Consider the following 15,233-nt stretch of genomic DNA (forward strand, 5'->3'; position numbering starts at 1 on the left):
TCATAAAACATTCTTTAGACTTAATGAATTTAGAAAACAGATTTCTTCCAAATAGATAATATTATGTTTATATTGCTCTGTCACTTTACAATAGAAAGGTCTCATAAAAGAGACCTCTTTTATATAAATTAATTATATTTGCTTACACTATGTTAGTTAGCTTACATTATTAATCTTATACAAGTATTAATATCTTTCATCAATGAAATTACTGAGCACAATCATGTTTAATTGGCGCAAAAACTCTTTATAATATCCCGACTCATAATGAGGTGGTTCAGCCTTGTTTCCAAATGGATATAGTTCATCACCGATAAAATTAGATCTTGTTAAATCAATATTTTGAGCTTTCGGTAATTTCACCAAAAAATAATGGTCCATTTTTTCCCATAACTCATTACGTTGCCTTATCCAATTCAAATTCGGAAAATCTTGAATATTGCGTTTTGAATCTAAATATTTTTGGGCATACCTTCCAGAGTTAAGAATAATTTTTTCTTCAGGTATTATTTCGGTTAATTTGGATATAAATGCATCAGCTGATTTTTTCCACATCTCAAAAAACTCAAAATCATTATGATGCAGTATATAAGTTACTTCATTCTGGTTGTTTGTTAAAAAATTTGTTTTAGCTAACATATAATTTAAAGTAACAATTTGATTATCATTTATTTTAACAAGATTATGAGTAGCGTCTATATCTAAATCTAAAATAAAATAATCTGGAGATGAACGTTTTAAATCTTCAAAGAATGTTTTATTAAAGTCCCTTTGTACAAATGGCAAAAATTTATCTTCTATCTCACCAATATCTTCTTTTTTTAATGAAACTGGTTCAGATGTAAGACTAATTAAAGAAGAATGAAATTGTAAAAAAACTACCTGATACAAATCTTTATATTCTGGGTTAAAATATGGCATTGAATTAAATGGGTTTCTACTATAACAAGTACCCAGAACTGCAACTTTTACTGAATTTTTTTTCACTTCTTTTGTATCTGAAATAAATAAGGATAAACCATGGGATCCTGTAACATATGGTTTAATTTTTTTTGCAGGAGTTGATGAATTAAACTTATAATATTCATAATTCTTACTTTTATAGCCATCAATAAATTTTACAGGAAAATCTTCTACATTATTATTCCCTTGAATTCGTATAAACACATCCCAAATACTTCCTATAAATGCTTGATCAATAGGGAAAACTTCATTCAGTGAATATTCAGCTGAATAAATATTTCCAACTATATCAAGTGGAATTGATTTTTCCACAAAATAAGGGTTGGATGTTCCAACAGGATTACGTTGCTTTAATACGCAAGCTACCGCTTTATAATCTACTTTATCGACATTATTTTCTTCAAGTGATATAAAACCTTCCAAACTAATTTCACCATTGCTTTCATTGAAAGTTACGTCACTTACTCTAGCAACAATATTTTTTCTTTTCACATAAATTGATAAAGTTTCATTTTTTGTTATATATGGTTTTATTAGATAGAATTCGTTTTTTTCACATGTAAAGTAATCAAACTTACTTTCAGCACTGACTTGTACTTTAATTAGTTGATATGTTTCAAAATTTGCACTTTTAACAATTAATATAAGATCAAGCACATCACCATTAATTAAATCTATAAGTTGTTTAGATAATGGTAATTCAAATATAATATTTTGATTTTTAATAGAAGGAGTGACAATACTATCTATAACCTGCATCAAGTCATTATCTCTATTTTTAACTCCTAGACTCACCATTGAATTATCAATATTCATGTTTTCAATGTTATATTGTAGTGTACCTTTTAAGGTGCCTAATGTATATTCAATATCATATATGATTGCACTAACTTCTAATTCACGTATATAAAAAGCAACTGTATTTTTTTTTGTTAAATATGGCTTTATTTTATATGATCTTTTTTCTTTAAAATAATAATAACCAAATTCCAATTGGTCAATCTTACATTGATATTCCTTTTCATTCTCAACACAAATTAAATACCATGTACTATTATGTGAAATATTGGTAGAATTGAACATCCTATCTAAATTAAAATCTAATAACACATATTGGCTATCAATTTGATTTTGCTGAATAGGAATCTTAATTGGAGGTACATACTTTGGGACATCATAATTAATTAGAAAAAAGTTGTTCTGACTGCCAGAATCCCCTGAAATCTGGACTTGCATATACACTTGTCCTGTTTCATTTTCATAAGAAAATTCACTAACAGATAGTGTTTTCATTAATACACCCCTTATTTAATACTTAACTTTTCAATAGCTCTAAATATTCTCTCACTATTTTTATCGTCTTTATATAGAAAGAATTTATCTGAGTTTTTTTTGTATTTATCTTCAATAACAAACTTACGTTTAATTACACTATGAATTTTTTCTACTAATGAATCCTCATCAGTCATTATTTCACCGAAATCTTTATAATTAATTTCTTTAACAGGACCATGATGATTATTATACGGATCAAATTGAAATAAAAGCGTTGGTTTTTCCATATATAAAAAATCAGCCATTACAGATGAATAATCCGTTATTAATAAAGCACTTTCTTTTAACAATTCCGATACTACTGAGTTTTGTTGTGTAAGAAATTCTATATTAGGGTGATCGAATACAAATTCATCCATAAACTTCTGCATTTGATTGTGAATGTAAAACTTCACATCAATATCTTCTTGTTCAATTAATTTTAGAAATTGTTCATTACGTATTAGATGATAGTAACGGTAAAAATAATCTGAACGAAGAAATTCACTTTGATTTAATCTATAAAGAGAACGTCTCCATGTCGGCATAATTAATATCTGTTTTTTAACTTTTATATCATGTAAGTTGTCAAATCTACTTAATCCCGTTACAACAACTTCTTCATTGTTATACCCTAATGTATTCTTGATCACTTCTTTTTCAGCATTTGAACTTGCTATGAAGAGTGATTGATGGTATAAGTCTTTGTTTAAATATGGTGCAATGTTATGAATTATAACACCATGTTGAAGTGTAATTTGCTGCCTTTTCTCAACAACATCCCCAAATATTTCCTTAAAATTGAGTTCTGGTTCTGGATAAGAAGTTTCTTCAAATACCCAGGCACTAATATATTTTTTTGCTACTAACATAAAGATCCAGTGCTTTAAACTAGAATGATAGATAACATTACCTAATTCCTTTACTTTTTCAACGTGTGGGGAATCGTCATTAATAATATAATATATAGGTTTTTCAGGATGTTTTTCACGACAATATTTAAAAAAATTATAGCCATTATCTTCTGCTTGGTCTGCTCTTTCACTAACTAACCAAACTTCTTTTCTGCTAAACTTTAACTTAACAGGAATACTTAATAACTGCACTCTCCATTTTATAGCTATATTTTTTATCTTTTGTTTCCACATAATGATTTTGCGTAGAGGAGTTGTTACTTTCCAAGACAAGGAATCTTCAATAGGATAATGTTTTATTTTCCCTTCCAACTCTTTTGTTGTATTATACCAGTAACGCTTTCCTCGTAATAATTTTATATAATAGAGCCCCTCAACATACAAACCTTCCCGAACCATTTCCGTAAAAGGAATATATACATTTAATTTCCAATTTTCTAATAGCCCATTGTCTACATATAATAAGGATTCCTTTAATATATTTAAAATAGACTCTTGTTTGTCATATGGTAGTAAATCAACAAAAATACGATTATCAATTAAATGAAATAATTTTACGAGTAAAGCCTTTTTATAAAGTATCATAAAATTATGTTGATACATTCCTGCTTTTGAATCTAGAAGATAACGAATATTTTGCCCTACTGAAATAATAAACTCTTTATCTTGAACATTCGATTCACTGAAATAAGCACTATCAATTATTTCATACTTGAATTCATTTAATAGAAATAGGTCAAAATATAATTCAGTTAGTGTTAGTGTTGTAATATTGCCAAAGTTTTTTAAGTCGTAATTTTCCAAAACCATTTTCTTTATTACTTTCATTGATGTGATATCTTCATATTCCATTTCATCAACTTTATTTTCTTCTTGTCTGTGTTCACTTTTTTCTTTTGTTAAGAGCTGAAAAAAATCATATTCTTTGTTATTTTCAATCGCTGATATTATTACATCAAAAAATGAATGAGTAAAACTAACCGGTCTATCAATAAATAAAACATATTCTGATCCTATATTTCTTAATCCAAAATCATGTTTAGGTATGACTGAAATATTCTTACCCACAATTGATTCCTTATTTTCTAACTTATCATTTCCCAGAATAATAAGTTCAATATTCTGCCTATCTTTAATTAACTTAACAATTTCGAACAATTCATTTTCCTTGTTAAATAAGGAGAAACACTCTGGTAACAATACTAGACTCAAACGCATTAGTAACTCTCCTTTTGCTATCTATCCATAAGTAATTAAATAAGAATATGTTCATTCTACATATTCTTATTTAAATTAAATGATTTTTTATTTAATCCTTTCAAGTTATGCATAATTGTTTTAAATAATCCAAAACCGCTTTTATATAAACGTGGTAGGTGAAAAACAATTGTGTTAAAGATACGCTCGTTATTGTTCTGATCATTGTATGCGAAATATTTACTTCGTTTCTTCTTAAATATTTCCTTTTCCTTAAAGCCATTCTCTGCATATTCTTGAACTGTATTAATAAGTTCTCTTAAGCTTTTAACCTGTTCTCCGAATAAGTCACTAGAAAAATCAAGATAACTTCCTTGATTTTCAAGATATTCTTTATGATCAAATTGATAAAAAACAACAGGTTTTCCCAAATAAAACATATCCCATGCCACACTGGAAAAATCAGTTACCATTAAAGCAGCTTTCTCAATTTCCTTTTGTACGGAAGTAAATCCATCACAACAAACAGTAATCCGCTCATTTAAAGACTTGAATAGGTGCACATATTGGGTGAATTTAGGATGAAGTAAAAATGTTACAAATAAGTTATTTTCCTCAATTACTTTAACTAATTCATCGGAGGCAATCATATTCATATATGTTTGATAGTAGTTTGTTAAAATAAAATCGTCATCTGAAATACTATCCATCCAAGATCTCCAAGTGGGCATCACAAGGATATTTTTACCAGTTGACGCATTTTTAAGTTGGTCCCATCTAGATAATCCAGTTACTTCTACTAAATTATCATGATAACCAAAGTGAGTTGTAATAATACTTTTTTCATATTCTGAGGATGTAATAAACAAATCTGCTCTATTATTACTATTATAATGAAAGATATTATCTACTTTCTTTAACCCGATAACACCATGTTGCAGGAATATTTGTTTTTTTGTATTAATAATCCTACGTATTAATCCTCTCTGAATCTTTATATCATATATATGGGCTTTAGTTTCAGATGATATTAACAATGTAGATGCTAAAAGATAAACCATATATTTAAAACTCATAAATTTTAAGACTCTATCTTCCATTCCATCTAAATATTTGATATCTGAAGAATCTTCTTGAATTACATAGTAAAAATTAGAATGTTTTTTATTTTTATAGCAATATTGAAAAAAAGCAAACCCATTGTCTTGTGCTCTAGCTGAATTTTTTTCAAAACCAATCCATAGTTTTTTTGATGCCCAATAAGGTTTTAATAAAAAATATATCAACAAAGCGAATAGCCATCTCCACTGGTATTGTTTTGTCTCATAAAACTTTTTTTCCTTATATGTAAAAGAAAGGGATCCATGAAAGGTGATATAAGGAAATAAATGATAACCTTGACTAATATTTATAGACTTAATAAAAGGCAATAGATTCATCTTAAATCTTATTTTACTATTTTTAACCTTAACACGGATAAGATCTATCTTATTGTTAATTTCCACTTCTATATAAGCATCCCAATAATATGGTTGCCAATCTACATAATTTACATCTACTTCGAAGAAAATATTATTCTTTTTTTCAAATTTGACGGGAAATTTATATATTTTTTTATTTGAACTATTTCTTTGTAATAATACAAAATTAACTACTTTATAGTTAGCAGTTTCAGAGTCGCAAAAAATTTCCCCAAATATCAAATTCCTTTTACTTTTCAAAGCTATTAAATTTGCGTTTATCATATTAACTCATCCACCATTTTAGACATTCATTTTTGTAGATATCAATTATTAATTAATTGATAGTTTTACTTTTTTAATGATTCGTCTAGTTTTATTATTCAATACCCTTAATGGTCTACTAATTTTCCATGACTTACTATTTATAAATCCTAATTGCTTTCTATATATCTTGAGTAATTTATTACCTTCAATATACCAGAACTTACGAGAAATATGCATTTGTGTGTATTCCATAGCAAGTTCAATATAACCTCTATTTAGTAAGCTAACAATAGGTAATTCTAAATTAAAATATTTGTGAACAAGTTCTGGATTATAATCAGTAACAACATCACTTATTTCTTCTAAAATTAATACTCTCTCTTCATAAGGCAAATTATTAAACTCTGGATCAATTAGCTTCCAAAATATTGACCTTAATGCATTTATTAAGAAAACTTCATATTGTTCAATTGATAATAAAGGTTTTATGATTCTAGCTGATTTACAATCATTTAAAATAGATGGTTTCATATCTTGTTGTGTCATAGAACGATTTTCTTGATCATCACGTGTTCTGTACAGATAAACAGAGTCAGGGATAAAGCTGAATTTTTCAGCTAAAGTAAAGAGCTGAATATCATAATATTTATCTTCTCCATTTTTCATTCCTTCAATAAATCTTATTTTATGTTTTCTAATAAATGAAGTTTTGACTAGCTTTATAATAATTGCTGTCTTAACTTGTAAAAAGAAAGGAACTTCCTTGATCGACACATTGTAATAACTCTTTTTCATTAAATAATCTCGGAAGGTTAAATGAACCCTAGTTTTTCTCTTTGGATCGCTATCACTAAAACTTTCCATTGTTCCCATGACAAAATCGGAATCTAGTTTTTCGGCTAAAGTATATAATTTTTTATAAGCATCTGCTGGGATATAATCATCTGGATCCAAAAATATAGTGTATTTTCCTGTTGCTTTGTCGATACCTATGTTTCTGGGTTTTCCAGGTGCCCCGGAATTTGTAGGTAACTCAATTAGTTTTACGTTAGAATACTTTTTTTTATAATTTCTAAGTATCTCAATTGTCCCATCTGTTGAACAATCATCGACAAAAATTATCTCCAAATGTTCGAATCCAATATTTTGATTAAGTAAAGAATTAAATGTTTCCTCTACATAATTCACTACATTGTAAACAGGCAATATTACAGATATATATGGTTGTTCCACCCTACTTACCCACCTTTTTAATATTTCGTAATATAATTTATTGATGTTAGAGTGAAGATAGAATTTTATAATTTAGGGTTATACATTAATTAATGTCTATCAATCTATTTAGAGTAAAAATCTTAGCAATAATAAAATAGATGATTCTTTAAACTAACGACTTTTCATTTCCCATGAATTCCTTCATGAATTTCAAGACTTCATTTCGAAGCTCTTCACGCTGCAATGCGAACTCTATTGTTGTTTTAACAAACCCTAACTTCTCTCCCACGTCAAATCTCTTTCCTTCAAAATCATAAGCAAACACTCGTTGTATTTCATTTAACTTTTGAATTGCGTCTGTAAGTTGAATTTCTCCGCCTGCACCTGTCTCTTGTTTTTCTAAACAAAGAAAAATCTCTGGTGTTAAAATATAACGTCCCATAATCGCTAAATTGGATGGCGCAGTACCTTGCTTAGGCTTTTCAACGAAATTATTAACTTGGTAGCGTCTCCCTTCTTGTGTAGAAGGATCAATAATTCCATAACGATGAGTTTCATTATCAGGCACTTGTTGCACTCCAATAATAGAAGAACGAGTATTTTCAAATTGATCGATTAACTGTCTTAAGCATGGAGTATCACTTTGAACAATATCATCACCTAATAGAACAGCAAAAGGTTCATCTCCAATAAAACTGCGTGCACACCATACTGCATGTCCTAAACCTTTTGGTTCCTTTTGTCGAATATAATGGATATTCGCTAGTTCAGATGAATATTGAACCTTATCTAATAAATCTAATTTACCTTTTTCTGATAAGTTTTGTTCAAGCTCAGGAGCATAATCAAAATGATCTTCAATAGCTCGTTTTCCTTTTCCAGTAACAATTATAATATCTTCAATACCTGAAGCAACGGCCTCTTCAATAATATACTCAATAGTAGGCTTATCCACTATCGGTAACATTTCTTTTGGCATTGCCTTTGTTGCTGGCAAAAATCTTGTCCCTAATCCTGCAGCTGGTATAATAGCTTTTCTTACTTTTTTCAATTATACTTCCCCCTCAAAATCCAAAAACTCTATATTAATCTATTTAAGTAAACAAAATAAATATCTAATAAAAAACCACAATCGACATGATCTTTTATTAGACATCTATTTTCATATAATAAGCATTATTAATTTTTATTAGTTATTCGAATTAATATAGTACTATATTATCATTGTATTTCTGCAAGATAAATAGATGTATTTTGTCGAATACTGTCAAATTTGATTGTTTTACAGTATAATTTGGTGAGATTTACATTTTTATGATAAATCTTCATACAATTATACCATAATGTGCTAACATTCGCATCAAATCAGCCTAATCCTTCTGCTTTTTAACATTAATAATGAAACAATAGAATGTCACTAAAGTTCTTTTTTATTAATGGATATAAAACACCAAAAATCGACAATAGTAGGAGAGACATCATTTTTAGATAGCTTATTCTTGGATACTTCAAAAAAATAGGGAACCTCATCTTAAGCATAAGATGGTTCCCATTTTGTAAATAAAATAGACGTAATTTAATTTTCACTAGCATCAGGTAGTTTATTAATATACAATCTAGTAACTTGATTTGAATCAGAATAATAAAATATAAAGTCATATTTTGTGCCGTGGTACAAAATAGCTTTATCTTGGACTTCTATTTGGGGATTACCCAATCCCTCCGTCACATTATCTACATATAATTGATTGGGACTTATAATAATTTCATTACAAATATCCTCATTATTATATGCAAATTCAACGTTTCCATCCGGAGTATTTTCTGTTGTCATTTCGTCTTTTGTTTTACCTAATACTTTCACTAGTTCACTAGTGTTTTGATTTGGTAAGATTTTTTCATTCAAAATGGGCAAGATTTTTTCATCTTCCATAGGCTCAGAAATCTTCGTTACAACACCACTGCTGATCCAGCCTTCTTTTCCATCACTATTTTGGATTTTATACCAATCAACATTATCAGTCTCGTCGGGTTTCGTATCCAAAATTTCAAATGCATCACCGAATGAAGTCATGCTAATATCTGAACTCGTTAGACTTGGTTCACTATGAATATGGGCAGAACTTACATTGAGATACACAGTATCTATTTTCTTGGGAATATCCTGTTTTTGTTTTGAATTATTTACTTTCGGATGTTTTTTAGTAACCTCTACTTGCTGATTAGCCTTCTTTTTCGATCCAGCAACTTGCTTACTTCTATTTTGAAAAGCGTAAGCTCCAGCAACTAGTAGTAACAAAATACAGAAACTAATTAAAATTTTTGGTAATTTTGATTTCCTATTTAGTCTTTTTTTGGTCGCTCTCGTCGTATAATAATCAGAGTTTTCGACTGGATATTCCTCACTATTTTCAGGTTCCGGTCCTTGTTCAATCTCTGCCTTCTTTTCGCTATTTCTTTTTTCTAATATCATTTGTTTAAAATTCTTCTGTTCTTCTTTGGACATTGCTTTAAATTTTTTTAAAAACTTCTCGTAATTTGGCATTACTTCTTTAATTGAGCCATATTCCTTTACTTCCCCAGCTTCTAACCATAATGCTTTATTACAGAATTTTTTCACCTGACTAATTGAATGGCTAATAAAAAATATCGTTTTTCCAGCATCTTTAAATTCATTCATTTTATCTAAACATTTATCTGTAAAAGTTTGATCTCCTACAGACAATGCTTCATCAATAACGAGTATGTCTGGGTTAATCGTGACAGAAACAGCAAATCCAAGCCTAGATTTCATACCGCTGGAATATTTCTTTACCGGCTGATCAATAAATTTTCCTATGTCAGCGAATTCAATTATAGAAGGTGTGATTTCTCTAATTTGTTTTTTACTATATCCAAGCATTAAACATTTTAATTCTATATTTTCTCTACCTGTTAATTCATTGTTTAACCCGGATGAGATTGCTATTAGCGAGGTTTCACCATTTATTTCTAGGTTACCTGAAGTTGGAGGAATAATACCGGATATTAAATTAGATAGAGTAGATTTTCCAGCACCATTTACCCCTATTATCCCGATGACATCCCCCGGACTTGCAGTAAAGGAGATGTTCTGTAAAGCAAAGAAGTCTTCACCATAACCATTTGGTAAAACTATATCCAGTATCTTATCCGATGTTTTTTTATACATTTTGTATTTTTTTGTTACGTTTCTAAAAATTACGGAAGCACTCATATTTTCTCCTCAAATAAAGGCCCTTTTCTTAAACTTAGTTGCTTTTTTAGCTTTTAAGCATCCTTAATTAGGTTTAGAATGAAAAACCTCCTTAAGAAAAAAAATGAACCCAAACTATACTGTTTTAGTATTTTGCTAGTAGAGTGAAAAGCAACAATTTATATGAATCAGCCTAAATAAATAACGGTAATATAAAAATATATTAAAGTTATAGAAATATCAACTAGAGTACAGATGAAAATATATTTATTCTAACCGTAAATTTCCATCTCAAGAGGTTGGATTTGCTTTCTATCCATTTCACCACAAACGATTTCATAAAACATTTCCAAAGCTTCATTATTATATTTTTGATAATCAAATTTTTTTGTTAGAATTTGGTTCATTATGAATTTTTCCATACCGAGTATTAAGCCTTCTTCTGAGTTGTCTACTAGTTCACCGTAGCCATTCTGTAATATACTTCGTGATCCTGGGATATCTGTTGAGATGATTGGTATGTTTAAAATTAGAGCTTCGAGTAATACCATTGGCTGGCCTTCATGGTTGGAGGATAGGATGAAACAGTCACAGTTATGCATGAGTTGAAATGGATTTGATAGTTGACCAGTGAAAATCACTTTTCCTTCCAGACCCAATTGAATAACGAGTGCTTTTAGTTGCGATTCTAAGACACCTTCTCCAATTATATAGAGTCTTCCATTTTCATATATATCCACTATCTTTGCAAAAGCTTTAATCAGCTTTTTTTGATCCTTTTCGGGAGAGAGTCTTCCCATATGGACAAAGTTTATATTTTCTGCTAATGGCATACTAATTCCTTTGAAGTGGAGGACCCCGTGCTTTAATATGTTATTCATAATGAGGTAGTCATTCACGGAAATACTTAAAACTTCTTTTTCTTCTATTTGTTCTAGAACTTTCTCTGGATTTATGCAATTGTGAACATAGGCAGCTTTTTCGCTTGGAATATATTTTTTTAAATTTTCTTTATTTATTTCTCTAGTATGCTCAGCAACAGATACAATTTTGTGAAAGTATTGATAAATAGGAAAGATAAGATTTAGGTTCGTTCTATGCTTATAGTTATTATTTATTTTTTTATCATATTCTGCCCTCATATCATTGTGCTGATAGATGACTTTTCGCTTCGCATTTCCAAATGCAAATAGGAGACTCCAGAACGGGACATAACCACTAAAATCAATGACGATATCAAGTTGGACGTTACCAAACAGTCTGTGCAATTCTCTTTGATATAGTGTTTTTGGGATTAAGGTATGCAGAGATTCGTTCAGCAAACCTTTTTTTAATAGATAAAAATGTTTAAGTGATTCTACGATTGTCGTATTCATACTGCCCACTCTGTAAAACTTTTTCACATTAGGATTTAGCTTCCGAAAGTTTTCTGCAGATACACTATCATAACTACCTTTATCTATTACCGCTACATTATATTTAGTGTAATCTATATTATTTAATAGGTTTATTACCGAAGTTGTAATCCCATTATTCAAAAATCCTCCGCAATATAATAAAATATTGGCTTTTCCATTTCGTAATTGGTAGCAATGCTTAGTTACTTTTTTATTAAATATAATATCTATGATCCGTTCAGTAGCATGACCATCATCATGTGAGCAAAATTTATTTAAAGCCTTTTGATATTTTTCTTCATAAAAAGAGAAATGGGCTTCGGCATGATGTATTTCACCCACTACTTCATCAAGATCCGTACAAATTGGTCCTGGGAGTTGATCTAGATCAATGTATAAACCACGTTCCAATTCGTATTGATCGCGGTCATACATAAAATAAATGATTGGTTTCTTTGTTATTAAATAATCAAAAAAGATACTAGAATAATCCGTAATTAATATATCGACTATTGATAAAAGTTCATTCGTATCTACCCATTCTGGAATACAAATACCTTTCAATTGCTTATACTCTTTGATATTTTCGTATACAAGAGTATGCACCTTTAATAGCAACTGATATTCATCTGGAATCCTTTCGTATAACTCCGTAATTATACTTTGAATTTCCTCCTTCGTATCAGCTACACTATTCACTTCTCCACGCCAAGTTGGAGCGTAAAGAATCGTTTTTTTTGAAGAATCTATTTTCACTATTTGCGATAGAATTGCTATTACATCCGCTTTATTCGCATTAAGTGTTAGATCTATCCGAGGATATCCTTCATGGACAATCATTCCATTATATAAACCCTCTAAATCATGCGACTGGACTAATGAATCTGCCGTATACTTGTTCGGATTCAATAAATAGTCGGCATGCAAAAAATTCCGCTGGATATTTTTATGTTGCCCTAACTCTCCCTTCATATCTTTGCCTAGTGTTTTTAATGGTGTGCCATGCCATGTATTTGCATAAATTTGGCCAGTTTTTTTTTGGAAATATGGTGGAAACGTTGTATTATTGATTAAAAATTTTGCTGATGCTAAGTATTTTAAATATGCATTACTGTGGACTTTCACAAATTCTATATTATGGTACTCCTTATAAAGGTCCGCATGTAGATTTTCCGAGTTATTTAAAGCCCAAACATGTTTATAATGACTGTATTTCGGATCATGAACCAGCTTTTTAAATATAGCATAAGGACTATCTATCATTCCTTTCCCATGAAATGATTCATATAGAATAACATGATCTTCTACTTTTAACTTCTCCAAATACCGAGTGTACATAATTATTCTTTTAAAAGCCGCATTTCTTCTCATCATCACAAAAGGTCTAGCGAAATGCATGATGGCCGTCTTGATTTTTCTAGGTAGAATAGTGATTTTCAATCTCTTCCCCCCTAACAGAACGATATAGTAAATTATACATTAAATTATAAATATTCAAAATAATAAAACTACATTATTGTGCAAAATAAAAGTTTTCAAGATTAATTGAACTTTTTTCCTCCCATTTTTTCCATGTTATATTACAATATTAACAAAGGAGGATATATGATGAAAAAAGTGAAAAAATTAACAATTATTTTATTCCTGACTTTCCTCTTCAATTCTTTTCCATCCTTATTAATGTCTAGTGCTGCTGAAAAGGATGCTTTAAGTATTGAAGAGGTAGATGGTAATCAACTTACTGGAACATATTCAGGTTCTGGGAAGATAACCATCAGTCTGGAAAATAATATAATTGGGGAAGCAAATGTTACAAAGAACACATTATTTACGATTCATTTCAATCAACCTATTGAAACATCGTCCGTTTTAACCATTACGGCTACGGATCAAAATGGCTATACCGATAGCAAATCTATCATCTATCAGCCACCGATTGTCGTTATTCCCAATAATAAGCAAACAACAATGAAGGGGAGTGCAATCGGTAGCTCCAGTGTGCAGGCCTATATTGGAAATCAGCAATTAAAACTAGTTGCATTTAATAGTCAAAATGGTAACTTCGAATTTACGTTGCCACCTTCTATTACTACAGGAAGTATTATCAAGGTTATTTCCATAAAAGATAATATAAAAAACAGTACATATATCAAGGTTTTGGATGCACCAGCCCCAAGCCCCCCAAATGTAAATTTAATTTCTAATAAAAGTACGACTATTTCCGGGACGGCTGAACTGCGAAGCAAAGTCTTTCTGTTACTAAATGGAAAATGGCAATCTATAAGTCTACAAAACTCACCGTCTTTTAAAATGCCTTTAAAAGCGAAATTAACGGCCGGGACACGAATTTCTGCCTATGTGATGGATAGTAGAGGGAAGAAGAGTAAAACGATCACAGTAACCGTTGTGGATAAAATCCCACCAAAGACACCGAAAATAAATAGCATTACGAATAAGTCATTTGCTATTACAGGAAAGACAGAAGCAAAGGCAAAAGTTTATATTGTAAAAAACAAAAAGTTATACGGTACAGTAAATGCTAGTGCTTCCGGGACATTTCGTTATCGAATCCCACTTCATGCCAAACAAACAAAGTTTGAGATATATGCTACCGATAAGGCAGGGAATAAAAGCAAAGCAACAAAAGTAACCGTGAGACATAAAAAGAGACCTAGCAAAAAAGTTTTAAAAGTACCTGTTACTAGGCAAATGCCAGAATTGCCCCGTGGCTGTGAGGTTACTAGTCTATCCATGCTGTTAAGTGATTCTGGTGTAAAGGTAAATAAAATGACACTCGCCACTAAGATAAAAAAAGATCCAACCAATCATGCAGTAAAAAATGGAAAAATTTATTTTGGAAACCCTAATTTCGGATTTGTCGGAAATATGTATACTTTTAGTAAGCCTGGTCTTGGTGTGTACCATCAGCCTATCACCGCATTAGCAAAACAATATTTACCTAATCGAATCGTCGATTTATCAGGTAAATCATTTGATAATATTCAAAATTACGTAGCCGCTGGTCATCCTGTTTGGGTCGTAACAACAAGTTGGTTCAGCTATGTACCAAGCCGCTATTGGATTACTTGGTATACTCCAACAGGGAGAATAAAGATAACTTATAAAGAACATTCTGTGCTTATTACTGGCTATGATGCAAAATATGTCTATGTGAATGACCCATTAGATGGACGAAAAAATAAAAAGCTACCAAAGAAAGCTTTTATAGAAGGCTGGCAGCAATTCGGAAATCAAGCTGTAAGTTATTTTTAGGTAAAACGCGGGGACGGTT

At 30.1% G+C, this 15,233-nt stretch carries 8 protein-coding genes; 1 reads left to right on the forward strand and 7 read right to left on the reverse strand.

Annotated elements, in window-relative coordinates; translation table 11 throughout:
- Window positions 1-186: 186 nt before the first annotated feature.
- The 7 genes from AC3WJF_RS15945 to AC3WJF_RS15975 form a co-directional block, all read right to left on the reverse strand.
- A complete protein-coding gene (locus tag AC3WJF_RS15945) occupies window positions 187-2,256 on the reverse strand; it encodes a DUF6270 domain-containing protein (RefSeq protein ID WP_492453937.1) in 2,070 nt (689 codons plus the stop codon).
- 11 nt (window positions 2,257-2,267) lie between these two features.
- The gene (locus AC3WJF_RS15950; protein ID WP_492453939.1) at window positions 2,268-4,409 is read right to left on the reverse strand and encodes a CDP-glycerol glycerophosphotransferase family protein; all 2,142 of its coding nucleotides are present in this window, start codon (window positions 4,407-4,409) and stop codon (window positions 2,268-2,270) included.
- 56 nt (window positions 4,410-4,465) lie between these two features.
- Window positions 4,466-6,133, reverse strand: coding sequence for a CDP-glycerol glycerophosphotransferase family protein (locus AC3WJF_RS15955; RefSeq protein ID WP_492453941.1), 1,668 nt, complete (start codon window positions 6,131-6,133; stop codon window positions 4,466-4,468).
- A 48-nt stretch (window positions 6,134-6,181) separates the two neighbouring features.
- Window positions 6,182-7,348, reverse strand: coding sequence for a glycosyltransferase family 2 protein (locus AC3WJF_RS15960; protein WP_492453943.1), 1,167 nt, complete (start codon window positions 7,346-7,348; stop codon window positions 6,182-6,184).
- A gap of 148 nt (window positions 7,349-7,496) precedes the next feature.
- Window positions 7,497-8,381: a UTP--glucose-1-phosphate uridylyltransferase GalU gene (gene galU / locus AC3WJF_RS15965; RefSeq protein WP_492453945.1), complete on the reverse strand. Its 885-nt coding sequence runs from the start codon at window positions 8,379-8,381 to the stop codon at window positions 7,497-7,499.
- A gap of 525 nt (window positions 8,382-8,906) precedes the next feature.
- Window positions 8,907-10,565 carry a teichoic acids export ABC transporter ATP-binding subunit TagH gene (gene tagH / locus AC3WJF_RS15970; protein ID WP_492453947.1) on the reverse strand — a complete coding sequence of 553 codons (1,659 nt, stop codon included), beginning with the start codon at window positions 10,563-10,565 and terminating at the stop codon, window positions 8,907-8,909.
- A gap of 251 nt (window positions 10,566-10,816) precedes the next feature.
- Window positions 10,817-13,339 (reverse strand): CDP-glycerol glycerophosphotransferase family protein, encoded by a 2,523-nt coding sequence (locus AC3WJF_RS15975; RefSeq protein WP_492453986.1) that lies wholly within the window; start codon window positions 13,337-13,339, stop codon window positions 10,817-10,819.
- A 210-nt stretch (window positions 13,340-13,549) separates the two neighbouring features.
- Between AC3WJF_RS15975 and AC3WJF_RS15980 the strand changes: the two genes are divergently transcribed.
- Window positions 13,550-15,214, forward strand: a complete 1,665-nt coding sequence (locus AC3WJF_RS15980; RefSeq protein WP_492453949.1) for a C39 family peptidase — start codon at window positions 13,550-13,552, stop codon at window positions 15,212-15,214.
- The last annotated feature ends 19 nt before the right edge of the window (window positions 15,215-15,233 follow it).

Source organism: Heyndrickxia sp. FW510-T9 (assembly GCF_058781025.1).

Bases quoted from the DNA above. Each gene is read 5' to 3' on its own strand.
- AC3WJF_RS15945 (WP_492453937.1), bottom strand. From the start codon at position 2,256: ATGAAAACACTATCTGTTAGTGAATTTTCTTATGAAAATGAAACAGGA.
- AC3WJF_RS15950 (WP_492453939.1), bottom strand. From the start codon at position 4,409: ATGCGTTTGAGTCTAGTATTGTTACCAGAGTGTTTCTCCTTATTTAAC.
- AC3WJF_RS15955 (WP_492453941.1), bottom strand. From the start codon at position 6,133: ATGATAAACGCAAATTTAATAGCTTTGAAAAGTAAAAGGAATTTGATA.
- tagH (WP_492453947.1), bottom strand. From the start codon at position 10,565: ATGAGTGCTTCCGTAATTTTTAGAAACGTAACAAAAAAATACAAAATG.
- AC3WJF_RS15975 (WP_492453986.1), bottom strand. From the start codon at position 13,339: ATGCATTTCGCTAGACCTTTTGTGATGATGAGAAGAAATGCGGCTTTT.
- AC3WJF_RS15980 (WP_492453949.1), top strand. From the start codon at position 13,550: ATGAAAAAAGTGAAAAAATTAACAATTATTTTATTCCTGACTTTCCTC.